Source organism: Rubrimonas cliftonensis (genome assembly GCF_900107585.1).
Classification (GTDB): Bacteria; Pseudomonadota; Alphaproteobacteria; order Rhodobacterales; family Rhodobacteraceae; genus Rubrimonas; species Rubrimonas cliftonensis.
Genome location: NZ_FNQM01000004.1, coordinates 114,253 through 140,377, shown reverse-complemented (window position 1 = coordinate 140,377; position 26,125 = coordinate 114,253). Strand labels below are relative to the sequence as shown.

General features: G+C 72.7%; 28 protein-coding genes. 19 read left to right on the top strand and 9 right to left on the bottom strand.

Translation table 11 applies throughout. The features are described 5' to 3' along the window. Window positions 1-3: 3 nt before the first annotated feature. From BLW43_RS08935 to BLW43_RS08895, 9 genes are all read left to right on the top strand, one after another. The gene (locus BLW43_RS08935; protein WP_093252055.1) at window positions 4-1,545 is read left to right on the top strand and encodes an amidohydrolase family protein; all 1,542 of its coding nucleotides are present in this window, start codon (window positions 4-6) and stop codon (window positions 1,543-1,545) included. An 82-nt stretch (window positions 1,546-1,627) separates the two neighbouring features. After that, window positions 1,628-2,317 carry a GntR family transcriptional regulator gene (locus BLW43_RS08930; RefSeq protein ID WP_093252052.1) on the top strand — a complete coding sequence of 230 codons (690 nt, stop codon included), beginning with the start codon at window positions 1,628-1,630 and terminating at the stop codon, window positions 2,315-2,317. 10 nt (window positions 2,318-2,327) lie between these two features. After that, window positions 2,328-3,230, top strand: a complete 903-nt coding sequence (locus BLW43_RS08925; RefSeq protein WP_093252050.1) for a polysaccharide deacetylase family protein — start codon at window positions 2,328-2,330, stop codon at window positions 3,228-3,230. A 2-nt stretch (window positions 3,231-3,232) separates the two neighbouring features. Next, window positions 3,233-3,958: an aspartate/glutamate racemase family protein gene (locus BLW43_RS08920; protein WP_093252047.1), complete on the top strand. Its 726-nt coding sequence runs from the start codon at window positions 3,233-3,235 to the stop codon at window positions 3,956-3,958. A gap of 156 nt (window positions 3,959-4,114) precedes the next feature. Next, entirely contained in the window at window positions 4,115-5,170 is a 1,056-nt protein-coding gene (locus tag BLW43_RS08915; protein ID WP_245730982.1) for a TRAP transporter substrate-binding protein, read from the top strand. After that, the gene (locus BLW43_RS08910; RefSeq protein WP_245730981.1) at window positions 5,167-5,796 is read left to right on the top strand and encodes a TRAP transporter small permease subunit; all 630 of its coding nucleotides are present in this window, start codon (window positions 5,167-5,169) and stop codon (window positions 5,794-5,796) included. Before BLW43_RS08915 ends, BLW43_RS08910 begins: the two co-directional genes overlap by 4 nt. Further along, complete coding sequence (locus tag BLW43_RS08905; RefSeq protein WP_093252044.1) at window positions 5,793-7,097, top strand: TRAP transporter large permease; 1,305 nt, start codon at window positions 5,793-5,795, stop codon at window positions 7,095-7,097. The genes BLW43_RS08910 and BLW43_RS08905 overlap by 4 nt, the downstream gene beginning before the upstream one ends. A 4-nt stretch (window positions 7,098-7,101) precedes the next feature. Further along, a complete protein-coding gene (locus BLW43_RS08900) occupies window positions 7,102-7,830 on the top strand; it encodes a maleate cis-trans isomerase family protein (RefSeq protein WP_093252040.1) in 729 nt (242 codons plus the stop codon). Window positions 7,831-7,924: 94 nt separating this feature from the next. Next, window positions 7,925-9,118, top strand: coding sequence for a diaminopropionate ammonia-lyase (locus tag BLW43_RS08895; protein WP_175478821.1), 1,194 nt, complete (start codon window positions 7,925-7,927; stop codon window positions 9,116-9,118). A 26-nt stretch (window positions 9,119-9,144) separates the two neighbouring features. On the opposite strand, the gene BLW43_RS08890 is transcribed toward BLW43_RS08895, so the two are convergent. Then, entirely contained in the window at window positions 9,145-10,068 is a 924-nt protein-coding gene (locus BLW43_RS08890) for a LysR family transcriptional regulator (RefSeq protein ID WP_093252034.1), read from the bottom strand. Window positions 10,069-10,185: 117 nt separating this feature from the next. On the opposite strand from BLW43_RS08890, the gene BLW43_RS08885 reads away from it, so the two are divergent. The 10 genes from BLW43_RS08885 (at window position 10,186) to BLW43_RS08840 (ending at window position 20,027) form a co-directional block, all read left to right on the top strand. Next, window positions 10,186-11,220 (top strand): ABC transporter substrate-binding protein, encoded by a 1,035-nt coding sequence (locus BLW43_RS08885; RefSeq protein WP_217632129.1) that lies wholly within the window; start codon window positions 10,186-10,188, stop codon window positions 11,218-11,220. A gap of 83 nt (window positions 11,221-11,303) precedes the next feature. Beyond that, on the top strand, window positions 11,304-12,095 hold the full coding sequence (locus BLW43_RS08880) for an SDR family NAD(P)-dependent oxidoreductase (protein ID WP_093252031.1): 792 nt from the start codon (window positions 11,304-11,306) through the stop codon (window positions 12,093-12,095). Continuing rightward, window positions 12,080-13,510, top strand: a complete 1,431-nt coding sequence (locus BLW43_RS08875) for a dihydroorotase (RefSeq protein ID WP_093252029.1) — start codon at window positions 12,080-12,082, stop codon at window positions 13,508-13,510. The genes BLW43_RS08880 and BLW43_RS08875 overlap by 16 nt, the downstream gene beginning before the upstream one ends. Beyond that, window positions 13,507-14,337 (top strand): ABC transporter ATP-binding protein, encoded by an 831-nt coding sequence (locus tag BLW43_RS08870; protein WP_093252026.1) that lies wholly within the window; start codon window positions 13,507-13,509, stop codon window positions 14,335-14,337. The genes BLW43_RS08875 and BLW43_RS08870 overlap by 4 nt, the downstream gene beginning before the upstream one ends. Continuing rightward, complete coding sequence (locus BLW43_RS08865; RefSeq protein ID WP_093252024.1) at window positions 14,334-15,095, top strand: ABC transporter permease; 762 nt, start codon at window positions 14,334-14,336, stop codon at window positions 15,093-15,095. The genes BLW43_RS08870 and BLW43_RS08865 overlap by 4 nt, the downstream gene beginning before the upstream one ends. 24 nt (window positions 15,096-15,119) lie before the next feature. Beyond that, a complete protein-coding gene (locus tag BLW43_RS08860) occupies window positions 15,120-16,127 on the top strand; it encodes an ABC transporter substrate-binding protein (protein ID WP_093252021.1) in 1,008 nt (335 codons plus the stop codon). Window positions 16,128-16,151: 24 nt separating this feature from the next. Beyond that, complete coding sequence (locus BLW43_RS08855) at window positions 16,152-17,582, top strand: amidohydrolase family protein (RefSeq protein ID WP_093252019.1); 1,431 nt, start codon at window positions 16,152-16,154, stop codon at window positions 17,580-17,582. Next, a complete protein-coding gene (gene atzD / locus BLW43_RS08850; RefSeq protein ID WP_175478820.1) occupies window positions 17,573-18,676 on the top strand; it encodes a cyanuric acid amidohydrolase in 1,104 nt (367 codons plus the stop codon). The genes BLW43_RS08855 and atzD overlap by 10 nt, the downstream gene beginning before the upstream one ends. Next, on the top strand, window positions 18,673-19,083 hold the full coding sequence (locus BLW43_RS08845; RefSeq protein WP_093252009.1) for a DUF3830 family protein: 411 nt from the start codon (window positions 18,673-18,675) through the stop codon (window positions 19,081-19,083). Before atzD ends, BLW43_RS08845 begins: the two co-directional genes overlap by 4 nt. Beyond that, on the top strand, window positions 19,083-20,027 hold the full coding sequence (locus tag BLW43_RS08840) for an acetamidase/formamidase family protein (protein ID WP_093251999.1): 945 nt from the start codon (window positions 19,083-19,085) through the stop codon (window positions 20,025-20,027). Before BLW43_RS08845 ends, BLW43_RS08840 begins: the two co-directional genes overlap by 1 nt. A 158-nt stretch (window positions 20,028-20,185) precedes the next feature. Here BLW43_RS08840 and BLW43_RS08835 read toward each other — a convergent pair whose 3' ends face one another. From BLW43_RS08835 to BLW43_RS08800, 8 genes are all read right to left on the bottom strand, one after another. Further along, window positions 20,186-20,677 (bottom strand): F0F1 ATP synthase subunit B family protein, encoded by a 492-nt coding sequence (locus BLW43_RS08835; protein ID WP_093251997.1) that lies wholly within the window; start codon window positions 20,675-20,677, stop codon window positions 20,186-20,188. 11 nt (window positions 20,678-20,688) lie between these two features. After that, a complete protein-coding gene (locus BLW43_RS08830) occupies window positions 20,689-21,222 on the bottom strand; it encodes a F0F1 ATP synthase subunit B' (RefSeq protein ID WP_093251995.1) in 534 nt (177 codons plus the stop codon). A 139-nt stretch (window positions 21,223-21,361) separates the two neighbouring features. Beyond that, window positions 21,362-21,601, bottom strand: a complete 240-nt coding sequence (locus BLW43_RS08825; RefSeq protein ID WP_093251991.1) for a F0F1 ATP synthase subunit C — start codon at window positions 21,599-21,601, stop codon at window positions 21,362-21,364. A gap of 66 nt (window positions 21,602-21,667) precedes the next feature. Beyond that, a complete protein-coding gene (locus BLW43_RS08820) occupies window positions 21,668-22,387 on the bottom strand; it encodes a F0F1 ATP synthase subunit A (RefSeq protein WP_093252636.1) in 720 nt (239 codons plus the stop codon). A 68-nt stretch (window positions 22,388-22,455) separates the two neighbouring features. Next, the gene (locus BLW43_RS08815; protein ID WP_093251989.1) at window positions 22,456-22,791 is read right to left on the bottom strand and encodes an AtpZ/AtpI family protein; all 336 of its coding nucleotides are present in this window, start codon (window positions 22,789-22,791) and stop codon (window positions 22,456-22,458) included. Window positions 22,792-22,945: 154 nt separating this feature from the next. Continuing rightward, a complete protein-coding gene (gene purN, locus BLW43_RS08810) occupies window positions 22,946-23,584 on the bottom strand; it encodes a phosphoribosylglycinamide formyltransferase (protein WP_281243490.1) in 639 nt (212 codons plus the stop codon). Continuing rightward, a complete protein-coding gene (purM, locus tag BLW43_RS08805; protein ID WP_093251986.1) occupies window positions 23,581-24,633 on the bottom strand; it encodes a phosphoribosylformylglycinamidine cyclo-ligase in 1,053 nt (350 codons plus the stop codon). Before purM ends, purN begins: the two co-directional genes overlap by 4 nt. A gap of 108 nt (window positions 24,634-24,741) precedes the next feature. Beyond that, complete coding sequence (locus BLW43_RS08800) at window positions 24,742-26,109, bottom strand: sensor domain-containing diguanylate cyclase (protein WP_175478819.1); 1,368 nt, start codon at window positions 26,107-26,109, stop codon at window positions 24,742-24,744. Window positions 26,110-26,125: the final 16 nt, after the last annotated feature.

Sequence of the window (26,125 nt, the reverse complement as noted above, 5' to 3'; positions counted from 1 at the left end):
GAAGTGACCGCATCCCTCGTGCGCAGCCGGGCGTTGATCGCCGGCGCGAAAGACCGCCTGTCCGTCGAGCAGATCGACGGCGGCGCCGTGCTCATCGAGGACGGCATGATCGCCGCGATCGGCGAGTTCGACGCCCTGAAGGCGAAGAACCCCGGCGCCGCCGTGATCGGCTCGGGAAATGACGTGGTTCTGCCCGGCTTCGTGAACGGCCATCACCACATCGGCCTGACGCCGGTGCAGCTCGGCTCGCCGGACATGCCGCTCGAGCTCTGGTTCGTCACCCGCATGGTGAGCCGCAACCTCGACCTCTACCTCGACACGCTCTACTCGGCCTTCGAGATGATCGGCTCGGGGATCACCACGGTCCAGCACATCCATGGCTGGATGCCGGGCACGCCGGATCAGGTGGCGAAGGCGTCGGCCGACGTGATCCGCGCCTATGAGGACGTCGGCATGAAGGTCTCGTACTGCTATGCGGTGCGGGACCAGAACCGGCTCGTCTACCAGGCCGACGAGGAGTTCGTCGCCAGCCTGCCGAAGGAGCTTCATGAGCCGATGAAGCGCTGGTTCGGGCGCTTCCAGACCGGCCTCGACGAGTGCCTCGGCCTCTTTGCCGACCTGCACGGCGCCCACCATCACAAGAAGCGCGTGAAGATCCAGCTCGCGCCGGCCAACCTGCACTGGTGTTCGGACGAGGCGCTGACCGCGCTTTCGGAGACGTCGAAGAAGTATGACGCCCCGATGCACATGCACCTGCTGGAGACCGCCTACCAGAAGGCCTACGCCGAGAAGCGCGGCGGCTGCACCGCGGTCGACTACATCGAGCGCTTCGACATGCTCTCGCCACGGCTGACCCTCGGCCACGGGGTATGGCTGAACGAGAGCGACATCGACAAGCTCGCCGCCGCCGGCGCCTGCGTCTGCCACAACTGCTCGTCGAACTTCCGCCTGCGCTCCGGACTGGCGGCGCTCAACCACTTCGAGGCGAAGGGGATCAACACGGCCATCGGGCTCGACGAGGCGGGGCTGAACGATGATCGCGACATGCTCAACGAGATGCGTCTCGTCGCCCGCGCCCACCGCACGCCCGGCATGACGGAGGAAGACGTGCCGACCTTCCCGCAGGTGCTGCGCATGGCGACCGAGGGCGGCGCGAAGACCACTCCCTACGGCGAGACCATCGGGCGGCTCGAAGTCGGCCGCGCGGCGGACCTCGTGATGATCGACTGGGACCAGGTCCACTACCCCTACATGGACGCGGAGACCCCGCTGATCGACGCCGTGATCCAGCGCGCCAAGACCAGCGGCGTCACCCGCGTCATCTGCGACGGCGAGACGCTCTACGAGAACGGCCGCTTCACCCGAGTCGATCAGGCGGGCGCGCTCAAGGCGTTGCACGACGACCTCGCCCGCGCCCTCTCCGACGACGAGGTGGAGCGGCGCAACCTCTCGAAAGCCCTGCTGCCCCACGCGCGGAAGTTCTACGCCGACTACATCGACCCCGCGCGGCACGAGCCCTTCTACCGGCAGAGCTCGCGGGTCTGAGCGCGGCCCGGCGGGGGGCGGCCATTGCGCCGCTCCCGCCGGTGCTGGACAGTGCCGGCGGAAGCGGCTGGACGCGGAGCCCATGGACGGCGGCGAAGAACTTCAGGAACTTGACGCGGAGGACGGGCGCGGCGCGCTCGCGGCCCGCGTCGCCGAGGCGCTGCGCGACCGCGTGATCCGCGGCGCGCTCAGGCCCGGCGAGCGGGTGGTGGAGCGGCGGCTCTGCGCCGAGCTGGGCGTGTCGCGCACGCCGCTGCGCGAGGCGCTCAAGCTGCTCGCGCAGGACGGCTTCGTGGAGCTGTCGCCCCATCGCGGCGCGCGCGTCACCGCCCATGACGCTGAGGGGGCGCTGGCGCTGTTTGAGGTGATCGCGGCGCTGGAGGGCGTCGCGGCCGGGCGGCTCGCGGCGAGCATCGACGCGGCCCTGCTCTCCCGACTGGAGGCGCTGCACGAGGCCATGCACGCGCACCACCGCGCCGGGCGGCTCGACGCCTATTTCGACGTCAACAGCGCGGTGCACGACGCCGTCGTGGCCGGCTGCGGCAACCCGGTTCTGGCGCAGAGCCACCGGCGGCTGATGCTTCAGGCCCGCCGGGGGCGCTACATGGCGATCATGGACGCCGACCGGTGGGCCGGCGCCATCGGCGAGCACGACCTGCTCATGGCCGCCCTGCGCGCCCGCGACACGGATGCCGCGCGGAGCGTGTGGGAGCGCCATCTCAGGAACACCGGCGCCTCGGTGGCGCAGGCGCTGCAGGGGGAACGCGAATGAGCGCGACGACATGACCGACCGGCGCGACTTCCTCGGCTACGGCGACGCCCCGCCCGACCCGCGCTGGCCGGGCGGCGCGCGCCTCGCCGTCTCCGTCGTCGTCAACGTCGAGGAGGGCGCGGAGCTTTCCGTCGGCGACGGCGACGAGCGCAACGAGACGGTCCACGAGGTCGTCGAGGAGGTCGTCGGCGCGCCGGACCTCTGCATGGAGAGCCATTTCGAATACGGCGCGCGGGCCGGCTTCCGGCGCATCCTGCGGGTGCTCGACGCGCATGGCGTGAAGGCGACCTTCAGCGCCTCGGCCCGAGCCTTCGAGCGCTCGCCGTGGATGGCGCGGGAGATCGTGGCCAGCGGCCACGAGGTCAGCGCGCATTCGTGGCGCTGGGAGCGCCACGCCAACATGGACGAGGCGGCGGAGCGCGCCGTCATCACCCGCGCCGTCGCCGCGATCGAGGCGGCGGCGGGCGTCAGGCCGGTCGGCTGGCACACACGCTCCTCCGCCTCCGCGGCGACGCGCCGGCTGGTGGTGGAGGAAGGCGGCTTCCTCTACGACAGCGACGCCTACAACGACGATCTGCCATGGGTCGCCGAGGTCTCGGGCCGATCCCATGTCGTGCTGCCCTACGCCTTCGACACCAACGACATGCGCTTCACCCGCCAGGGCGGCTTCACCTTCGGGGCCGACTTCGCGCGCTATTGCGGCGACGCCTTCGACACGCTGCACGGCGAAGGCGGGCGGATGATGTCGGTGGGCCTGCACCTGCGCATCATCGGCCGCCCTGGGCGCATCGGCGGGCTCGATGCGCTGCTGGGCCGGATGCGCGAGGCCGGCGACGTCTGGTTCGCGAGGCGCATGGACATCGCGCGGCACTGGCGCGCGCGCGTCGGCCTGCCCCCGTTCGGCGAGGGCTGAGCATGCGCCTCGCAGTCGTCAACGCCAACACCTCGCCGCACATCACCGAGATCGTCGCCGCCGAGGCGCGGGCGACGCTGGGGGCCGGCGCGACCGTCGTCCCGGTCACGCCGCGCTTCGGCCCGGCGGTCATCCACACCCGGCTCGACGTCGCCGTGGCGGCGCATGGCGTGGCGGAGGCGTCGGCGCGCGTCGCTGGCGAGGTCGACGCCATCCTGCTCGCCGTCTCCTACGACACCGGCGCCGCGGCCCTGCGCGAGGCGCTGCCGATCCCCGTCGTCGGCATGAGCGAGGCGACGGTGGCGATGGCGCGGCTGGCCGGCGGGCCGATCGGCTACGTCGTCTCCGGGGCGCGGTCGATCCCGCTCTATCGCGAGACGCTGGCTGGCTGCGACCTCGACCGCGACTGCGCGGGCTGGCGCGCCATCGAGGCGCCCGACGCCTACGCGCCCGGCGGCGCGGCGGCGGCGGACCCGATGCTGGCCGACGCGGTCTGCGCCCTCGCGGCGGAGGGCGCCTCGGCGGTGGCGCTGCTCGGGGCGATCCTCGCCGGCGCCGCCCGCCGCATCGGCCCGACCGCGCCGGTGCGCGTGCTCGACGGCGGCCGCTGCGGGGCGCTCATGGCGCAGGCGCTCGCGACGCTCGGCACCGCGCCGCGCCGGCCCGGTCCCGCGGGGGCGCTGAGCGGCGTCGACCCGGCGCTGGCGGCGCTGGCGCGGCGCGACTGATTCTCCCGCAGCCGGCGCCCGCATCGGCGGCGCCGCGCCGCCCGGATGATCATCGGGCAGGCATTGGCGTCCGGCGCCGCCACAGCGCGTCATCGGCGCTGGCGGATGGCATGCCATCGCTCCACCCTGCCGACGCGCATTGATGGAGGGCGAGGCATGACGGTTCGGATGATGGTGGCGGCGGCGGCGGTCGCGACGGCGGGGCTCGCGGCGAGCGGCGGCTGGGCGCTGGCGGACGCCGTCGCCCTGCGCGTGGCGGGCAACTTCTCGCAGAACCAGAAGCACATCGCCATCGAGCAGGCGCGCTTCGACGGTCTGGCCGAGGCCACCGGCATCGACGTCGCCGTGAACTACAACCCGATGGACGTCGTCGGCGTGAAGGCGCCCGACGCGCTGCGCCTTCTCAAGAGCGGCGCGTTCGACGTGATGAGCGTGCAGATCGGCATGGCCTCACGCGACGACCCCTTTTTCGAGGGCGTCGACCTGATCGGCGTCTCGACGGACCTCGACGCGCTGCGCAAGGCGGTGGACGCCTATCGCGGCGTGTTCGACGCGCGGCTGCAGGAGAAGTTCAACGCCAAGGTGCTGACGCTGTGGCCCTTCGGCCCGCAGATGTTCTACTGCAATCATGAGATCGCCTCGCTCGACGACATCGCGGGCCTGAAGGTGCGCAGCTTCACCCCCTCGATGTCCGCGCTGCTTGAGGCGTTCGGCGCCACGCCGGTGACGCTGCAGTTCTCCGAGGTCTACCCCGCCCTGCAGAAGGGCGTCGCGAGCTGCGGCGTGACCTCGCCGACTTCCGGCAACAGCGGCAAGTGGCCCGAGGTGACGACGCATTTCCTGCCGCTCTCGGTCTCCGGCTCGGTGCAGGGCCACTTCATCAACCTCGACGCATGGAACCGCTTCGACGCCGCGCAGAAAACCGCGCTCGAGACGGCGTTCAAGGCGATGGAGGACGATCTCTGGGCGCTGGCCGCGGCGGCGAACAACGACGCGATCCGCTGCAACACCGGGCAGGAGCCCTGCGAGCAGCACACGAAGTTCGACATGACGCTGGTCAAACTGTCGCCGGAGGACGAGGCGAAGCTGAAGGCCGCCACCACCGGCGCCGTGCTGCCGATCTGGAAGGAGACCTGCAACGCCGTCAGCGCCGACTGCACGGCGACGTGGAACGCCACCGTCGGCGCCGCCGTCGGCCTGAAGATCGAGTGAGCCCGGTCGACCGCGGATCGGCCGGACGCCGCGTCCGACCGGACGCGATGGGCCTGCTGCGCATTCCAGCGCGCTGGGCCGCGCTGGCCGCGGGCTGGTCGCTGCTCGGGCTCTCCGCCCTGATCGGGCTGGAGGTCGCGCTGCGCAAGGTGTTCAACGCCTCGCTTCAGGGCGCCGACGAGATGGGGGGCTATGTCGTGGCCTGCGTCGTCGGCTTCGGCGGCGCGCTGGCCACGCTCGACCGTGCCCACACGCGCATCGACCTGCTGCTGGAGCGGCTGCCCGCGGGCCTGCGCGCGGGGCTCAACGCGGCGGCGGCGCTGTCGCTCGCCGCGATGGCGGGGTTTCTGGCGCTGCGCGGCTGGGCGACGATGCGGGAGAGCGTCGATTATCGCAGCCTCTCGGGCACGCCGCTGCAGACGCCGCTATGGGCGCCGCAGGCCGTCTGGGTCGCGGGGCTCGCCTTCTTCGCCTCCGTCGCACTGGCGGCGGCGCTGCATGCGCTGGCGCTGCTGGCGCTCGACCGCGGCGCGCTCAACCGCCGCTACGGCGCGCGCACGCTCAGCGAGGAGATCGCCGAGGAGCGCGCCTCGCTCTCCGACCGCGGCGGAGACGCCGGAGCATGATCGGCGCGACCGACGCGCTCATCGGCTTCGCGCTGATGCTGGGCATGATGTTCCTCGGCGTGCCGGTGGCGGCGGCGCTGTTTCTCGTCGCCGCCCTCGGCGCCGCGGTCTGGCTCGGCATGCCGATGCTGATGGCTTTCGGCGGCAATTCCTGGAGCGTTCTGAACGACTTCACCCTCACCTCCATCCCGCTGTTCATCCTGCTGGGCGAGATCCTGCTGCGCTCGGGCATGGCGGACCGGATGTACGAGTCGCTCAGCGACTGGGTCTCGCGCTGGCCCGGCGGGCTGCTGCACACCAACGTGCTGGCGAGCGGCGTCTTCGCCGCCGTCTCCGGCTCCTCGGTCGCGACCGCGGCGACCATCGGCTCGGTGGCGCTGCCGGCGATGGCGAGCCGGGGCTACGCCCCGCGGATGGCGCTGGGCTCGATCGCCGCCGGCGCCACCCTCGGCATCCTCATCCCGCCCTCGATCAACATGATCATCTACGGCGCGATGACCAACACCTCGATCGGGCGGCTGTTTCTGGCTGGCGTGGCGCCGGGCCTCCTGATGATGGCGCTGTTTCTGGGCTGGATCGCGCTGGCGAGCCGGCTGAACCCGGAGATCTGCGGCGTGCCCGCGCCGACGCGCCCGCTCGGCGAGCGGCTGCGCAGGCTGTCGGGGCTGGCGCCGCCGATCGTGATCTTCGCGGTGGTGATGGGCGGCATCTACGCCGGCTGGGCGACGCCGACCGAGGCCGCCGCGCTGGGCGTGCTGGCGGCGGTCGCGCTGGCGGCGCTGGCGCGGCGGCTCTCGGTCACGATGCTGCACCAGGCGTTCGAGGCGACGGTGCGGCTCTCTGCGATGATCCTGCTGATCCTCGTGGCGGCGCAGTTCCTGAACTTCGTCATCGGCGTCATGGGCGTGCCGCAGGCGATGACGCGGCTCGTGGCCGCCATGGCCGGCTCGCCGCTGGAGGCGCTGCTGCTGCTGACGCTGTTCTACCTCGTGATCGGCTGTTTTCTGGAGACGCTGTCGATGATGGTCGCCACGATCCCGGTGGTGTTTCCCATCGTGGTCCATTTCGGGATAGACCCGGTATGGTTCGGGGTGTTTCTTGTCATCCTGATGGAGGTCGCGCTCATCACCCCGCCCATCGGCATGAACCTCTACGTCGTGCAGGGCGTGCGCGGCGAGGGGCCGATCTCCGACGTGATCCGCGGCGCCGCGCCATTCGTGCTGGTGATGCTCGCCATGGTCGCCCTGCTGATCGCCCTGCCCCAGCTCGCGCTGTGGCTGCCCGACCGCGTATTCGGATGAGCCCATGACCCTCCGCCTCGGCATGCTGACCCCCTCCTCCAACACCGTGCTGGAGCCCGTGACGCAGGCGATGCTCGCCGACGCGCCGGGGGTCACGGCGCATTTCTCCCGGTTCAGGGTGACGGAGATCGGCCTCGGCGCAGCGCAGCTCTCGCAGTTCGAGCAGGAGCCGATCCTCGCCGCCGCCGAACTGCTGTCGCACGCGAAGGTAGATTGCATCGCCTGGAACGGCACCTCGGCGAGCTGGCTGGGCTTCGAACGCGACGAGGCGCTGTGCGCGGCGCTGGCCGCCCGCACCGGCGCCGCGCCCTGCACCGCCGTTCTGGGCTTCAGAGACCTGTTCCGCGCCGCCGGCGCCCGCCGCATCGGGCTGGTCACGCCCTACACGACCGACGTGCAGACCCGCATCGCGGAGAACTGGGGACGCGAGGGCTTCGAGGTGACGGCGGAGCGCCACGCCGGCCTAAGCGACAACTTCTCCTTCGCGACCCTGCCGCAGGAGCGCATCGCCGCGATGATCCGCGAGGTCGCCGCCGACCGGCCCGACTGCGTCGCCGTGGTCTGCACCAACATGGATGCGGCGCGGCTGGCCCCGGAGATCGAGCGCGAGACCGGCGTGCCGGTCTTCGACAGCGTCGCGGTGACGCTGCGCGCCTGCCTCGCCGCGCTGGGCGCGCGGTCGCCGGGCCTGGCGCGCTGGGGCCGGCTGTTCGACCGATGGGCGCCGGCGTGACCGCATTGCGGGTCCGCGCGCCGGCGCGCTAGGCTCGACCCCGCCGCGCGCCCAGCGCCCTCCCGCGGCGACAGATGCGGAAGGCCAACCGCCCGTGAACGACGCTCTCGACTTCTTCGCCAATCCCCGCGCGGCGGGGCCGCGGGGCGCGCTTCCGCTCGGCCCGCTGACCCGCGCAGACTTCGAGGCGGCGGAGGCGGCGCTGACCGCATGGCCGGGCTATGCGCCCTCGCCCCTGCGCCGGCTTGACGGGCTGGCGCGCGAGACGGGGCTCGGCGCGGTATTCTACAAGGACGAGGCGACGCGCTTCGGGCTCGGCGCCTTCAAGCCGCTTGGCGCAGGGTTCGCGGCGGCGCGGGCGGCGCAACGGGCGCTCGCGGCGCATGGCTGCGAGGCCGAGGTCGCGGACATCGTCGCCGGCCGGTGGCGTGAGGCGCTGGCCGACGTAACGCTGGCCTCCGCGACCGACGGCAACCACGGCCGCGCGCTCGCCTGGGCGGCGCGCGCCTTCGGGGCGCGGTGCGAAATCCACATCCACGCCGCCGTCAGTCAGGGCCGGGCGGACGCCATCGCGGCCTTTGGCGCCCGCGTCACGCGCACCTCCGGCGGGTATGACGACAGCGTACGCGCCGTCTTCGACGAGGCGGCGCGGCGGGGGTGGATCGTGGTGCAGGACACCGCCGCCGGGAGTTATCGCGACGCGCCCCTCGACATCACCGCGGGCTACGGGCTGATCGCCGGCGAGATCGCGCGCCAGCTCGACGCGCCGCCGACACATGTCTTCGCCCAGGCCGGCGTCGGCGGGCTCGCGAGCGCCCTCGCGGCCCGCTTCGCGCTGGAATGGGGCGCTCGGCGGCCGTTCTTCGTCACGCTGGAGCCCACGCGCGCCGCCTGCGTGCTGGCGAGCCTGCGCGCCGGCCGCCCGGTCGCGCTCACCGGCGACATCGACACCGCGATGGCGGGCCTGTCCTGCGGCGAGGTCTCCGCCATCGCGTGGGAGGTGCTGGAGACCGGCGCCGACGCCGCGATCTCGCTGTCGGACGACTGGGCCTTCGCAGGGATGCGCCGGCTGGCCGACCCCGCCCCGCCCGACGCGCCCATCGTCGGCGGCGAATGCGCCGGCGGGGCGGTCGGCGCGCTGATGGCGCTGGCCGCCCTGCCCGAGGCGCGCGTCGCGCTGGGGCTCGACGCGTCCTCGCGCGTCCTGCTCATCGGCACGGAAGGCGCCACCGACCCGGCGATCTACGCCGGGATCACCGGGCGCGCGCCCGAGGCGGTCGCCGGCTGACGCTCCGCGGCCCCTGCGCCGCGCGCTCAGCCGCCCTCCCCGCCATAGCGCGCCACCAGCGCCCGCAGAACCTGGTCGAGGAAGCGCGCGGCGGCCACCGGCAGGGTCCGCCCCCTGAGCTGGGCGGCGACGAGGGCGCCTTCGGGCACGTCCCGACGGTCGAGCGGCGCGCTGGCGAGCCCCGTCTCCCCGGCCGCCGGGGCGCCTACCGAGAACTGGAAGGTGATCGCCCGGCTCTGCGCCGCCACGGCCTTGAGGTGCTCGAAGGAGTTGGACTGGAACGCCGGCGCCAGCGGCCGCGACAGGCGCGCCGCCGCCCGCTCCAGCAGCCGCCGCCCGCCGAAGGGCGCCTGCGGCAGGGCGAGCGGCCACTCAAGACAGTCGCGCAGCCGCAGTGCGCGGCCCTCGCGCGCCTTCTCAGCCAACGGATGATCGGCCGCCATCACCGCCATCAGCGTCTGCGGGACCGACAGCGCCGGCTGCGTCTCCACCCGCTCGACCGGGCCGACGATGAATGCGAGGTCCGCCGTGAAGTCGGCCAGCGCCTTCTCGGCCTCCGCGTGGTCGGCCACGCTCACGTCAAAGCTGACGGCGGGGTGTTCGGCGGCGTAGACGGCCATCTGCTCGGGCAGAAAGTACGGCGCCAGCGCCTGGCTGCAGGCGATGGCGACATGGCCGCGACGCACGCCGGAGAGGTCGGCGATCTGCCCGCGCACCCGGTCCATCTCGGCGATCTGGCGGCGGCCGGCGTGCAGCAGCAGCTCGCCCGCCGGGTTCAGGCGCACCCCGCGCGGCAGCCGCTCGAACAGCTTCTCGCCCAGCTCTGCCTCCAGCGCCATCAGACGGCGGTTGAGCGCGGAGGGCGTGATCGCCAGCCGGTCCGCCGCCTTGCGGATCGACCCCAGCCGCGCGATCGCCTCGATCTGGCGCAGGATCAGCAGATGCCGCATCGCCGCTCCCCGAGCGTTGCCGAAAATGGGACGGTATGCGCCTAAACTAGCAGACGACAGCATCAGCCCGCCAGCGCAAGTTCGCCCGAGAAAAGCCATCCGAGCTGGAGCCCCGCCATGATGCTGACCCGCCGCAGCCTTCTCGCAACATCCGCCGCAGCAGGCGCGCTGGCCGCAGCGCCGCTGCGCGCCCAGTCCGCCATGCCGGTCAAGATGATCCTCAACTGGCGCTACCAGGGCCCGCAGGGCTGGTTCTTCCTCGCCGAGGACCGCGGCTACTTCGCTGATGCGGGCGTCGAGATGACCATGGACCAGGGCAGCGGCTCCGGCGCCGCGGTCGGCTCGGTCGCCGGCGGCGGCTACGACATGGGCTTCGGCGACATCAACGCGCTGATCCAGCTCGCCGCCGACAAGCCCGAGGAAGCGCCGATCGCCGTCTACGTCATGTACAACCGCCCGCCCTTCACGGTCGCGGTGAAGGCTGACAGCGACATCCACACCGCCAAGGATCTCGAAGGCCGCAAGCTCGGCGGCGCCGCCAATGACGGCGCGCTGAAGCTCTGGCCGGCCTTCGCCGACGTCGCCGGGATCGACACCTCCGGCGTGGAGGTCCTGAACTTCCAGCCCAGCCTGCGCGAGCAGATGCTGCGCACCGGCGAGGTGGAGGGCGTGTTCGGCTTCGTGAACACCATCCGCTTCAGCGCGATGCTTTCGGGCATGGACCCCGACAAGGAGATCCGCTTCATCAACTACGGCGACTACGGGATGGACCTCTACTCCAACGCCCTGATCGTCTCGAAGCGTCTGGCGGAGGAGCACCCCGAGCAGGTCAGGGGCGTCGTCGCCGCCATCGACCGGGGCATCCGCGACACGCTGGCCGACCCCGACGCCGCCATCGACGCCGTCGCCCGCCGCGAGGCTCTGATCGACAAGAGGGTTGAGAAGCTGCGCCTGATGGCGACGCTCTCCGACGAGATGGGCCACCCGGAGATCGCCGAGTTCGGCCTGGGCATGCCCGACCCGGAGCGCCTGAAGAAGGCCATCGACATCGTAGTGAAGGCCAACGGCCTCAGCCGCACGCCCGCGCTCGACGAGGTGTTCACCGACGCGTTCCTCCCGCCGATGGCCGACCGCATCACCTCGCTCGGCTGAACGCGCCGCCCGGCGGACGCAGGACCGCGCCCCGCAAGGGGCGCGCAAGGCCGGGCGCGCCCGGCGCAACGGGATATCGCAGCATGGACATGGGACTGACCGGCGCCGTGGTCGTCATCACCGGCCCCGCCAAGGGCATGGGCGCCGCCGTCACGCGCGCCTTCGCCGAGGAGGGCGCGCGCCTGGCGCTGGCGGCGCGCGACACTCTCGCCTGCGCCGCCGTCGAGGCGGAGGTCCGCGCCATGGGCGCGGAGGCCGCCACCTTCGCCTGCGACCTGACCGACGGCGCGACCTGCTTCGCCGCCGTCGAGGCGATCAAGGCGCGCTTCGGGCGCATCGACGCGCTGGTGAACGTGGCGGGCGGCTCGGGCCCCATCGGCAAGACCGGGATCGAGACGACCCAGGACGAGTTCGACGAGATCGTGCTGCTCAACATGCGCGGCCCGTTCAACATGATCCGCGCCGTCGCGCCGGTGATGATCGCGCAGGGGGCGGGGCGCATCGTCAACGTGGGCGGCACCTTCGGGATGCGCGGGCGCGCCGGACGGCTCGCCTATTCCAGCAGCAAATGGGGCCTGCGCGGCGTGACCAAGAGCTTCGCGCTGGAGCTGGGCGCACACGGGATCGCGGTGAACACCGTGGCGCCCGGCATGGTCGACGGCCCGCGCTTCCGCGGGAAGGTCGCGCCTGAGATGGCGCGGCGGCTGGGCATCACCGAGGAGGAAGCCGCCGAGCGCCACGCTGCCGACTATGCGCTGAGGCGCATCTCGACCGACCGCGACGTGGCCGACGCCTGCGTGTTCCTCGCCAGCCCGCGCGCGCGCCAGATCACCGGGGCCGACCTGCCCGTGGACGGCGGATGGGCCGCGCTGTGACGGCCGACCTCATCCTCGCCGGCGGCGTCGTGGTGGACGACCGCAGCCAGACCCGCGCCGACGTCGCGATCCGGGATGGCCTCGTCGTCGCGGTGGGCCTCGGCGACGCCCTGCCGCCGGGGCGCGAGACGCTGGACGCGACGGGCCTGCATCTGCTGCCCGGCGCCATCGACGTCCATGTGCATTTCCGCGAGCCGGGCTACACGCACAAGGAGGACTGGCGCACCGGGACCGAGGCCGCCTCCATGGGCGGCGTCACCACCGTCTTCGAGATGCCCAACACCAACCCGCCGACGCGCAGCGTGGCGGAACTGCGCCGGAAGCAGGACTGCGCCCAGAAAGCCTGCGTCGACTTCGGGCTCTACGGCCTGATGGCGGAGGACAACGTCGCCGAACTTGAGGCGCTGGCGGCGGCCGGGGCCAACGCGTTCAAGTGCTTCATGGGCAACACTTTCGGCAACCTGCCCTCGCCCTCGACCGGCGCGATGCTGGAGGGGTTCGAGATCGCCGCCGCCCTCGGCCTGCGCGTCTCGCTGCACGCCGAGACCGCCTCCATCATGGCCTGGCGGCAGGCGCGGCTGGAGGCGGCGGGGCTCGACCACCCGCTCGCCCATATCGGCGCCAGGCCCGAGATCGTCGCCATCGAGGCGGTGGGCCGGGCGGCGGCGCTGGCGGAATGGACCGGGGCGCGCATCCATGTGCTGCACATCTCCTCGGCGGGCGAACTGGTCCCGCTGGCCGACGCGAAGCGCCGCGGCGTCGACGTCACCGGCGAGACCTGCCCCTGCTACCTGATGCTCGACAGCCGCGACTACGCCCGCCTCGGCCCGGTGATCCGCGTCAACCCGCCGGTGCGCGAGGCGAAGGACAGCGCGGCGCTGTGGGACGCGCTGCGCTCGGGCGTCGTCGACATGATCGCGACCGACCATGCGCCGCACACGCCGGAGGAGAAGCGGCGGGGCCGCATCTGGGACGCCGACTGCGGCTTCCCCGGCGTCGAAACCCAGATGCCGCTGATGCTGACGGCGGTGAACGAGGGCCGGATCACGCTGGAGGACTATGTCGGCATGAGCGCGGTGAAGCCCGCCCGCGCCTTCGGGCTGTGGCCGATGAAGGGCCGCATCGCCCCCGGCGCCCACGCCGACATCGCCGTGGTGGACCTCGCCCGCCGCGAGACCGTCGCCGCCGACCGCCTGCACTCGCGCGGCAGGATCACGCCCTTCGAGGGCGTCGAAACCGTCGGCGCGCCGGTCCACACCCTCGTGCGCGGCCGCCTCGTTCAGCGCGACCGCAGGCTCGTCGAGGGCGTCGCCGGCTGGGGCCGGCAGGTGACGGACATCCAGCGCATGCCGGCGCCCCGGCCGCGCAACGCCGACCAGTCGCTGAGGGCGCTGCTGGCGGGAGGACGTCCATGATGCTCGAAAAGAACCTCAAGCCCGCGACAGTGGAGCCGCTGATCCGCTTCGACCGCGTCGCCGTCACCTACGGCGGCGGCGCGGAGGCGACCGAGGCGCTCACGCCGACCTCGCTGAGCGTGCCGGAGGGCGACTTCGTGGCGCTCGTCGGCCCTTCGGGCTGCGGCAAGTCCACGATCCTCAAGCTCGCCGCCGAACTGATGAAGCCTTCGGCCGGCGACATCTACTTCGGCGGGCGCGAACTTGGCGCGAAGCCGGTGCGGGTGGGTATGGCGTTCCAGTCCTCCACGCTGCTGCCGTGGATGAGCATCCGCGACAACGTCATGCTGCCGCTCAAGATCGTGCCGCCCTTCCGCGGCCAGTGGCGCAGGAAGCGCGGGGGCGAGTTCCGCGACCGCGCCGACGCGCTGCTGGAGAAGACCGGCCTGATCGACTTCGCCGACAAGCAGCCCTGGCAGCTCTCCGGCGGCATGCAGCAGCGCGCGAACCTCTGCCGCGCGCTGATCCACGACCCCGACCTTCTGCTGCTCGACGAGCCCTTCGGCGCGCTGGACCAGTTTACCCGCGAGGAGCTTTGGGGGACGCTCCAGGAGCTGTGGATGGAGCGCACCGTCACCGTCCTGCTCGTGACGCATGACCTGCGGGAGGCCGCGTTCCTCGCCAACCGCATCTGCGTCATGAGCCCGCGGCCCGGGCGCATCCTGGAGGACCGCGCCGCCGACTTCCCCCGCCCGAGGACCATCGACATGACCTTCGAGCCGGACTTCGCCGCCGTCATCCAGCGCCTGCGCGGGCTGATCGTGCACAGCCGGGAGGGCGCGCGATGAGCCCCGACCTCCGCCGCCGGTTCGCCTCCGCCGCGCTCATCGTCGGCGTGTTCGTGTTCTGGGAGCTGGCGTGCCTCGTGTTCGGCATCTCCTCGCTGATCCTGCCGCGGCCGAGCGAGATCGTCGGCGCGCTGATCGAGTACGCCCACGGCATCTGGCCCCATGCGGCGCAGACGCTCTACACCACGCTGACCGGTTTCGCCTTCGGGGTGATGATCGGGCTGGCGCTCGGCGTGCTGATCGGCTCGTCGCGGCTCGCCTACGACACCGCCTATCCGCTGCTGGTCGGCATCAGCTCGATCCCCAAGGTCGCCGTGGTGCCGATCTTCGTGCTCTGGTTCGGGGCCGGCACCGTGCCGGCGATCCTGACAGCGATGATCATCTGCATCTTCCCCATCGTCGTGAACGTCGCGACCGGCATCGCCACCGTCGAGCCTGAGCTTGAGGACGTGATGAAGTCGATGAAGGCGACGAAGCTCGACATCCTGTGGAACGTCGGCCTGCCCCGCGCGATGCCGTATTTCTTCGCCTCGCTGAAGGTCTCGGTGACGCTGGCCTTCGTCGGCTCCGTCGTCGCCGAGACGGTCGCCAGCAACCGCGGCGTCGGCAACATGATGATGATCGCATCGTCTTCGTTCAACGTGCCGCTGGTGTTTGCGGGACTGTTCGTTCTCGCCGCGCTCGGCGTGTCTCTCTATGTCATATTCTCATTGATCGAACGGCGCGTCGTCGGCTGGGCGATGCGCAAGGCGATCTGATCCTCCAGCAACAAGGGCGCCACCATGCGAAACCTGCTCGCCGCCACCATCGTGACAATGCTCCTCGTCGGCCCCGCCGCCGCCGGGAACCTCGCGATCAAGTTCACCACCGACTGGAAGATCCAGGGCATCCATGGCTGGTTCTACCTCGCGCGCGACAAGGGCTACTTCGCGGAGGAAGGCCTCGACGTGACCATCGACCAGGGCGAGGGCTCCGCCGCCACGGTCACGCGCGTCATGTCGGGCGCCTATGACGCGGGCTTCGGCGACATGAACGCGATCGTGCAGAACGCCGCGACCAACCCCGAGCAGGCCCCGGTCATGGTCTACCAGATCTACAACCAGCCGCCGTTCTCGATCCTCGCGAAGGCCGACGGGCCGGTGAAGAAGGCTTCGGACCTCAACGGGTTGACCGTCGGCGCCCCGCCGGGCTCGGCGGTGACGAAACTCTTTCCCGCGCTTGCCTCCAAGGCGGGGATCGACCTCGCGACGGTCGAGATCATCCATGTGCAGCCCAACATCCAGGAGCAGATGCTGCTGCGCGGCAATGTCGACGCGAGCCTCGTCTTCAACGTCACCAGCTATCTCAACCTGATCGGGCTGGGGCTGGACCCCGACAGGGATTTCCGATTCATCGGCTACGGCGAAAGCGGGCTCGACATCTATTCCAACGGGGTGATGGTCTCGCGCGACCTCCACGACAACCATCCCGAAGCGGTCGCGGGCCTCGTCCGCGCCATCAACCGCGCGGTGATGGAGGTGATCGCCGACCCATCGCTCGGGGCCGCCGCCGTCAAGGCCGAGGAGCCGCTGCTCGACGCGGCGCTGGAGGCGAAGCGGCTGGACTTCGCGCTGAGCCGGCTGATCGACTCGCCGGAGACGCGGGAGCTGGGCGTCGGCGCGGTGGACATGGCGCGGCTGGCGCGCACCATCGGCGTGCTGCAGGAGATCGAGGGCTTCGAGACCGCGCCGGAGGCGGCCGCGATCTTCGACGCCGCCTTCCTGCCGCCGCTTGAGGACCGGCGCCGCTGAGGCGCCGCGACTTGGGGGGGGCCGATGTCAACGCTCGACGCCGAACGCCTGCTCGGAGCGGGAGACGCCGCCCTGAGCGATGTGCGCCTCATGCTGGAGGGCGGCCGCATCGCCGCGCATCTCCCGGCCCCGTCTGGGGCCGGCTCGCTCGTCCTGCCGGCCTTCGCCAACGCGCATGACCACGCCCGCGTCACTCGCGCCAGCCAGGGCGGCGGCGTCGGGGCGGCGCTGGAGGCCTGGCTGCCCTACCTCGCGCTGATCCCCTCGGTCGACCCGTGGCTCGCCTCCGCCGTCGCCTTCGGCCGCTCGGCGCGCGGCGGCGCCGGGGCGGTGATGGCGCACTACACTCGCGTTCAGGGCCTCGTCGACTATGCCGAGGAGGCGCGGGCGGTGGCGCAGGCGGCGCGGGAGGTCGGCCTGCGCATGGCTTTCGCCGTGAGCATGCGTGACGCCAACCCGCTGGTCTACGACCGCGAGGACGCGATGCTCGCCCGCCTCTCCCCCACCGCGGCGGACGTCGCGCGCCGGCGTTTCATGCGCGCGCCCATGCCGGCGGCGGAGCAGGTCGCGCTGGCGGAGACCGTCGCCGCCGAGATCGAGGGCGATCTCGTCACCGTCCAGTTCGGCCCCGCCGGCCCGCAGTGGTGCTCCGAAGCGCTGCTCTCGCTGATCGCGGAGCGCAGCGCCGCCACCGGCCGCCGCGTCCACATGCATCTGCTGGAGACGCAAGCCCAGCGCCTCTGGGCGGACGCCCGTCATCCCGAGGGCCTCGTCGTCTGGCTCGACAGGCTCGGGCTCCTGTCAGAGCGGCTGTCGCTCGCCCATGGCGTCTGGCTGCGGCCCGACGAGATGGAGCTGCTCGCCGAGCGCGGCGCCACGGTCGTCACCAACGCCAGCTCAAATCTCGGGCTCGCCTCGGGCGTCGCGAAGGTGGGCGACATGGTTGCGCGCGGCCTGCGCGTCGCGATCGGACTCGACGGCATGGCGCTCGACGAGGACGAGGACGCCCTGCGCGAGATGCGGCTCGACTGGCTGCTGCACCGCGGATGGGGCCACCGCCCCGCGCTCTCGCAGGCCGGCCTGCTGGAGATGGCGACGGCGCATGGCCGCTTCGCGATCACGGGCGACGCCGGCGCCGGGGCCGCGCCCGGCGCGCCGGCCGACCTGCTGACGCTCGACTGGGCGGCGCTGTCGGCGGAGCTGATCGAGGACGTCCCGCCGATGGACCTGCTGATGGCGAAGGGAACCGCCGCCCATATCCGCGGCCTGCGCGTGGCGGGCCGCGAGGTTGTGGCCGACGGCCGCGTGACCGGCGTCGACCTGCCGGCGCTGGAGGCAGAGCTGCTCGCCGCGCTGCGCGCCGGGCGCGGCCAGACCGAGGATCTGCGCGCCGTCATGCCCGAGCTGCGCGCCGCCTTCGCCGACCATTTCGCCGCCGAGCCGCCATGCTGCTGAGGCGCGAGGCGCAGGCGTTCCGACTGCCCATGGCCGGCCCGGACGACGCCTCCGGGCTGGTCGCGCTGGTCGAGGACGGCGCGCTCGACCCCGCCCTCATCGTCGCCATCCTCGGCAAGACCGAGGGCAACGGCTGCGTCAACGATTTTTCGCGCGGCTACGCGGTCTCGGCGCTGAGGGCGGCGCTGGGGCGCTGGCTGGACGCCGCCGCGCTCGACCGCATCGCCATGGTGATGTCCGGCGGCACGGAGGGCGCACTCAGCCCGCACATGCTCGTGCTCGCCGCCCGGCCTGCGCCGCCAAACGCCGCGCCCGGCCCCGCCCTCGCGCTGGGCCGCTGCGTCACCCGCGACCTCGCGCCGTACGAGATCGGCCGCCCCGCCCAGATCGCGCTCGCCGCCGAGGGCGTGCGCGCCGCAATGGCCGACGCCGGCGTCGACGAGCCCGAAACCGTCCATTTCGCGCAGGTCAAGGTTCCCCTGCTCTCAGCCGCGCAGATCGCCGCCGGCGGGACCGCGGCGGCCGATACGCTGAAATCCATGGGCCTTTCGCGCGGCGCCGCGGCGCTCGGGGTGGGGGTCGCGCTCGGCGAGATCGACGAGGCGGACGCCATGGCCGCCGCGGTCGGCGCCGCGCCGCTCTGGTCAGCCCGCGCCTCCTGCTCGGCGGGCGTGGAGCTGAAAGGCATGGAGGTCGTGGTGCTGGGCATGTCGCCCGCCTGGGCCGGCCCGCTGCGCATCGACCATGCCGTGATGGCCGACGGACTCGACACCGACCCCGTCCGCGCCGCGCTGCGCCGGCTCGGCGCCCGCTTCGACGGGCAGCTTCCGCCCCATGAGGCCGCCCGCGTGCGCGCCGTGCTCGCCAAGGCCGAGGCGCCGCGCTCTGGCGCCGTGCGCGGCTGGCGCCATACGATGCTGGACGACAGCGACATCTCCGCCACCCGCCACGCCCGCGCCTTCGCCGCCGGGGCCCTCGCCGCGCAGATCGGCCATGCCGCGCTCTTCGTCTCCGGCGGCGCCGAGCATCAGGGCCCGGACGGCGGGGGCCCCTGCGCCATCCTCTACGACGCCTCCGACAAGGACAGCCAATGACCGATCTCACCATCCACGCCGGCCCCTTCAGCTTCGGCGCCGCGTTCGAGGCCGCCGCGCCCAAGACCGTCGCCGCGTTCCGCGCGGCGATGCCCTTCGTCAGCCAGATCGTCCATGTCCGCTGGAGCGGCGAGGGCGTGTGGGTTCCGCTCGGCGAGCATGATTTCGGCGTCGGCTACGAGAACCACACCAGCCACCCCGCGCCGGGCCATGTCATCCTCTACCCCGGCGGGATCAGCGAGACGGAGATCCTGCTCGCTTATGGCGGCGTCGACTTCTCCTCGAAGATGGGCCAGCTCGCCGGCAACCATTTCATCACCCTGACCTCGGGGCTGGAGAACCTGCGCCCGCTCGGCGAAATGGTGCTGTGGCAAGGCGCCCAGCCGATCCGCTTCGAGGCCGCATGATGGCCGAGCACGTTCTCGAGCCGTCGCCGGAGACCGTCTGCTGGGGCTGGCTCGACAGCGAGAGCGCCCCCGCCCTGACCATCGACAGCGGCGACGTCGTGACGCTGCGCTCGGTCAGCGGCGGACCGACCCAGCTTCCGCCCGAGGGTTTCGCGGCGGTGGATCCGGCGCAGAGGGCGATCCACGCCGTGCTCAAGCCCCATCTCGGCCCGCACATCCTCACCGGCCCGGTGGCCGTGCGCGGCGCGAAGCCCGGCGACGCGCTGCGCATCGACATCCTTTCCGTCGAGCTCAGCGAGGACTGGGGCTACAACATGATCCGCCCGCTGGCGGGGACGCTGCCGGACGACTTCCCGGAGCCGGACCTCGCCCACATCGCGCTCGACCGCGCCCGCGGCGTGGCGCGGCTGCCATGGGGGCTGGAACTGCCGGTCGCGCCGTTCTTCGGGGTGATGGGCGTCGCGCCGCCGCCGGTGTGGGGGCCGCAGAGCTCCGTCGCGCCGCGCCGCTTCGGCGGCAACATCGACTGCAAGGAGCTCGTCGCCGGAACGACGCTGGTGCTGCCGGTGCTTGCGGAAGGCGCGCTGTTTCTCGCCGGCGACGGCCACGCCCTGCAGGGCGACGGCGAGGTGTGCGTGACGGCCGTGGAGTGCGGCCTGCGCGGCCGCTTCCGCCTGACCGTCGAACCCGGCGCAGCGCCGGAGCGCCCGTGGGCGGAGACGCCGACGCACCTGATCACCCTGGGCTTCGACCCCGACCTCGACCGCGCCGCCGAGATCGCCCTGCGCGACATGATCGCCCGCATCGTCGTCGAAACCGGGCTCAGGCGCGAGGACGCCTACCGCCTGTGCAGCCTCGCCTGCGACCTGCGCGTGACCCAGCTCGTCAACCAGCACAAGGGCGTGCACGCGATGCTGCCGAAGTCGGCGCTCGCGCGCGCCTGACGCCGGCCGGGGACGGTCCGAGGCGAGAATCAGGCGGCGCCGCGAACGGTCGAAGCCGGAAACGACGAAGGCCAAAAGCAACAGAGGCCGGAGCGGGCGCGCCGCTCCGGCCTTCCATACGGCGGCGGGGGCCCGCCGTCTCGCGGCGGCCCGACCGATCAGTTCAGGCGGACCGCGACGTCCCTGATCGAGGCGTCGATGCGCGCCGCGGAGGCCTCGGGCGTCATGCGGCCGCGCAGCACGTCCTCGGCGGCGGCGATGGCCACGGCCACCGCCTTGTCCTTCACCTCGCGCATCGCGGCGCCCTCGGCGGCGGCGATCTGGTCAGTCGCGGCGCGCAGACGGCGGTCGACAGCGTTCTGGAGGTCGGCCTTGGCCTGCTCGGCGGCAAACTTCGCATCCTCCCTGGCCCGGGCGACGATGTCCTGGGCGGTGGACTCGACTTCCTTCTGCCGGCGCTCGTAGCTCGCCAGCAGCGCCTGGGCCTCCTCGCGCAGGCGCTTGGCCTCGTCCAGCTCGCTGCGGATGCGGTCGGCGCGGGCGTCGAGGGCGCGCAGCACCATGCCATGCACGTCGTAGCGCCACAGGATCGCGAGAAACAGGACGAAGCTGAGCGCGACGACGAAGTAGGTGTCGTAGAGAATCGCCATCGGTCGGGCCCTCAGCCGTTGAGCCGGGCCGAGACGGCGGCGCGCGCGTCGGCGTCCGTCGTCTCGCCGGGAATGAAGCTGTCGACGATCGCCCGGGCGGTCTCGGCGGCGACCGCCTCGACGCTGGCCATGGCGCCGTCGCGGATCTCGCCGATGCGCTTCTCGCTCTCGGCGGTGCGGGCGGCGATTTCGGCGTCGGCCTTCGCGATGGCCTTGTCGAGGTCGGCCTTCGCCTCTGCACGGGTCTGGTTCGCGATCTCCTGCGCCCTGGCCTTGGCTTCGGCGAGCGCCTTGTCATAGGCGGCCTCGGCCTGCTCGGCGCGGCGACGGAACTCCGCAGCGCGGTCGAGGTCGTCCTCGATCGCGTCGTGCCGCTCCTCGATGGCGCCGACGATGCGCGGCAGCGCAAGCCGCGTCAGAATGAAGTAGAGCGCGGTCAGCGCGACCAGCAACCAGAAGATCTGGCTGGGAAAGGTGGTGAAGTCGAGCTGCGGCATGCCGATCGCTTCGGCGCCGCTCTCTCCGCCATGGGCTGGCTCGGCCATGTCTCTCTCCGGGCGTGTCGCCTCAGGCGCGCCGGGCGGGCGCGGCCCGGACCGGCAGGGTCAGGGGCGGTGTCTGGGAACGCCGCCGCGCGCTAAGCGCGGCGGCGCAGGTCTGCGGCAGGACTGCGAGGGTCTCGGATCAGACCGCGAACAGCAGCAGCATCGCGACCACGAGGCCAAAGATGCCGAGGGCTTCCGCGAAGGCCATGCCGATGAAGAGCGTGGCGGTCTGCTCCTTGGCGGCGGCCGGGTTGCGCAGCGCGCCGGCGAGGAAGTTGCCGGCGACGTGGCCGACGCCGATGCCGGCGCCCGCCATCGCGAGACAGGCCAGACCGGCGCCGATGTACTTGCCCAGGGCGGCTGCGGCTTCGAGTTCCATGGGAGGCTCCTTGCGGTTGATCGTTGTCGATGCGGCCGAACGGCCCGGAAAGGCTCCGGAGCGCGCTCAGTGCATGTGCAGCGCGTCGTTGAGGTAGACGCAGGTGAGAATGGCGAAGACGTAGGCCTGAATCGCGGCGACGAGGAATTCGAACGCCGTCAGCCCGACCATCGCGGCGATCGGCACCACGCCGAACACGCCCAGCGCGCCGACGAAGCCGGCGAACACCTTGAGAACGGCATGGCCCGCCAGCATGTTGGCGCCAAGCCGGATCGAGTGGCTGATCGGCCGCACGAAGTAGGAGATCAGCTCGATCACCATCAGGACCGGGCGCAGCGGCCCCGGCGCGTCCTTCGGCCAGAAGAAGCCGAAGAAATGTGTGCCGTGCTTGATGAAGCCGATCGCGGTGACGGTGACGAACACCATGAGCGCCAGCACCCCGGTCACGGCGATGTGGCTCGTGACCGTGAAGGAATAGGGCAGCATGCCGAGAAGGTTCGAGAACAGGATGAACAGGAACAGCGTGAAGATGTAGGGGAAGTACTTCATCCCCTCCTCGCCCGCGATGTCGGTCACCATCTGCCGCACGAAGCCGTACATCAGCTCGCCGACGGACTGGAGCCGCGTCGGCACATGGCCGCGGCCGTTGGAGCCGCCGAGCAGCAGCAGCGCGATCACCGCGACGACGATGGCCATCCACAGCGTCGCGTTGGTGATGGTGAACAGGCTCATCTCGCCGCCGAACAGCGGCTTGACCAGAAACTGCTCCATCGGGTCGATGTGCATCTCGCCGCTTGCGCCTGTCGCCACCGCTCAGCCCCTCTCGTCCCGCGCCCGTCCGGCGCGTATTCCGTTCAACGCCCCGAGGGCGCGTCATTCCGCGCCGACGCGGCGTCGCGCCGGCGCAACTCGTCAGCCGAGCGCATCATCACGCGCACGCCCGCCGCAAACCCCAACAGCGTGAAGATCAGCAGGAACGCGGGAAGCGTCCCGATCGCGCTGTCGATCCCCCAGCCGATCCCGGCGCCCAGAAGCACGCCGACCACCAGCTCCGTCACCATCCGCCACGCCAGCGACGCCGCGTTGAACTTGTCGGCGCCAGCGCTGCGCTTCGGCCGCCGCGCGCCGCGCGCCGCGGCGATCCGCGCATCGAGGGCTGCAAGCTCGTCTTCGCGCGCGTCAGGAGCCATGTCCGCCGCCGGCCTCCGTCACCCGCGCGCGGGAAGCGAGCCCCCTTGCGCGCGGTCACGTCTAAGCAGGGCGCCGCATTGCGTCAAGCGCGCCGGATCGGCGGCGGCGGGGCGCGACGCCGCATCCGGGCCGCATCTGGGCGCGACGCGGCACTCACCCGCCCCACAGCGCGATGGGCTGGCCCTCGACGCGCTCGCCCACCGCGCGCAGCCGCCCGGCGGCGTAGGCGGCCAGCGCGGCCGGGTAGAGGCGGTGCTCCAGCGCCAGAACCCGGGCGGCGAGACGCGCTGCGTCGTCGCCCGCCAGCACCGGGGACGCGGCCTGGCCGAGAATCGGCCCCGTATCGGTCGCGTCGCGCACCAGATGGACCGTGCAGCCATGGATCGCCACGCCGTCGGCCAGCGCCCTGGCGTGGGTGTCGAGCCCGCGGTAGCTCGGCAGCAGCGCGGGGTGGATGTTGAGCAGCCTGTCGCGCCAGCGCGCCGTGAACCACGGCGTCAGCAGCCGCATGAAGCCGGCGAGGCACACCAGCTCGGCGCCCGCCGCCTCGATCTCCGCCGAGAGCGCGCGCTCGAATCGCTCGCGGTCGGCGTGGTCGCGGTGATCGACGAGCACGGTTGGCGCGCCTGCGGCGCGCGCCTTCGCCAGCCCACCGGCCTCGGGTCGGTTCGCCGCGACCAGGACGCAGGCCGCCGGATAGTCCGGCGCCGCCATCGCCGCCAGCAGCGCCGCCATGTTGGAGCCGCCGCCGGAGATGACGATCGCGACGCGCTTCCGGGCGGCGGCGCTCACCGGTAGCGCACGCCGTCGCCGGCGACGGCGCGGCCGATGACGAAGGCGCGCTCGCCGGCCTCCTCCGCCGCCGCCAGCACGGTCTCCGCCGCCTCGGGCGGCGCGACGGCGACCATGCCCACGCCGCAGTTGAAGGCGCGCAGCATCTCCGCCTCGTCCACGCCGCCGGCCCCGGCGAGCCAGTCGAAGAGCGGCCCGCGCGACCAGGCCCCGCGGTCGATCTCGAAGCCCAGGCCCTGCGGCGCCACGCGCGGCAGGTTGCCGGTCAGACCTCCTCCCGTGACATGCGCCAGCGCCAGCGCGCCGGCCCTTCGCATCGCGAGGCCCGCCCTGACGTAGAGCCGCGTCGGCGTCAGCAGCGCCGCGCCGAGCGGGCCGTCGGCGAAGGGCGCCGGGTCGTTCCACGCCAGCCCTTCCTGCGCGACGATGCGGCGGATCAGCGAATAGCCGTTGGAATGCGCCCCGTCCGACGCGAGCCCGATCACGACCGCCCCTTCCGCGAAGGGCGCCGGCAGCAGCCCGCCGCGCTCCGCCGCGCCCACCGCGAAGCCGGCGAGGTCGAAGTCGCCGGCGGGATACATCCCCGGCATCTCCGCCGTCTCCCCGCCGACCAACGCGCAGCCGCAGTCGGCGCAGGCCCCGGCGATCCCGGTCACGACCTGCGCGGCGGACGCGACGTCGAGCTTTCCGGTGGCGTAGTAGTCGAGGAAGAAGAGCGGCTCGGCGCCCTGACAGACGAGATCGTTGACGACCATCGCGACGAGGTCGCGGCCCACGGTGTCCAACAGCCCGGTGTCGATGGCGAGCCGGAGCTTGGTGCCGACGCCGTCGGTCGCCGCGACGAGGATCGGGTCGACGTAGCCGGCCGCCTTCAGGTCGAAAAGCGCGCCGAAGCCGCCGAGGGCTCCCATCACCCCGGGCCGGGCGGTGGCGGCGGCGGCGGGCTTGATCGCCGCCACCAGCGCGTCGCCGGCGTCGATGTCAACGCCCGCGTCGCCATAGCTGAGGCCGTTGCGCCCGGGCTTCCGAGATGCGGTCGGTTCGGTCATGGCGGGCCCTGCTGCGCGGAGTTTCCCGCGCCCCTTAGCGCAGCGCCGCGGCGGGGTGAAGGCGGAGCGGCGCAGGAGCCGCCGCCAGGGCGACTGGCTGGCCGCGCGTCAGGCGGTGGCGACCCGGTCCCGCCCGCGCGCCTTTGCGACGTAGAGCGCGGCGTCTGCGCGGGCGAGCGCCTCGTGCAGGCTCTCGCCGGCATTGCGGAGTTCGGTGACGCCGAAGCTCGCGGTGAAGGCCAGCCGCCGCCCGCCCGCCGTCGGGCGCGCGGCGGCGACCGCCGCCCGCACGCGCTCCGCGATGGCCGCGGCGCGGGCGAGGTCGGCGCGCGGCAGGGCGAGAGCGAACTCGTCGCCGCCGATGCGCCCGAGAAGATCGCCGGCGCGGATCTCGGAGCGCGCCGCATCCGCAAGCGCCACCAGCGCAGCGTCCCCGGCGGCGTGTCCGCAGCCGTCGTTCAGGCGCTTGAAGCGGTCGATGTCGAAGGCGATCAGGCTCATGGTCGCGCCGCGCCGCGCGACGCCGGCCCGCACCGTCTGGGCCGTCTCGAAGAAGCCGCGCCGGTTCAGCAGCCCGGTCAGCGGGTCGAGCGCGGCGAGGCTGCGCAGGTCGGCGCCCTGCTCGCCGTCGGCGGCCTGATCGCCGACCATGGCCACATAGCTGTCCAGCGCGCCGTCGGCGCCGCGCACGGCGCGGACCGACAGCCGCATCCACCGCGCCCTGCCGCCCTCGCCCCAGCCGAAGCCCGTCGCGCTCGCCTCGCCGGCGCGCGCCGCCTCGCCGAGCAGCGCGCCGGCGTCGGCGGTGAAGGAGGCGCGGTCGAGCAGCGCGTCGAGGGTCATGCCGAGGGCGTCGCCGGCGGAAAGGCGCTCCAGGCGCTCCGCCGAGCGGCTCCACGCGCTGATGCGGCCGGCGCGGTCGACGCAGAAGATCGCCGGGCCGTCCGCGATGTCGGCGAGGGCGGCGAACCGCGCGCGCTGACGGTGCGCCTCCTGCTGCGCCTCGGCGGCTACGGCGTCGTTGACGAGCAGCGCGGTGTAGCCGCCGCAGGGCGCGCGCATCAGGGTGAGCGCCGCGATCGCGCCGGAGGCGGCTCGCAGCCGGCGCCGCAGCGCCTCGCCCCGCCGCATGGCGGCGATCGCGGCGGCGGTCAGGTCCGGCGCCGGGACGCGCAGGAGGTCGGCGAGGCCGGTCCCCGGTCGCGGCGCCTCCGCTCCCATAAGCTCCAGCGCCGCCTCGTTGCATGCGACGATCCGCCCGCCGGCGTCCGCCTGGACCACGCCCACCGGCCAGGCCTCTACGTCCATCCCGCCTCCGAATGGAGCGATCGCGGGTCTGGCGGCCGCCTCGACCGCCTCGCGCCCGCCCGACCGCGCCGCGCCGGACGAGCGGACGGCGGAGGCCGGCGCCCAGTCCTCGCGCCACGCGGGGCGGTCGCGCGCAGCATCGTCCGGCTCGATCGTCTCGTCTCGCATCCGCATGCTCCGAAAG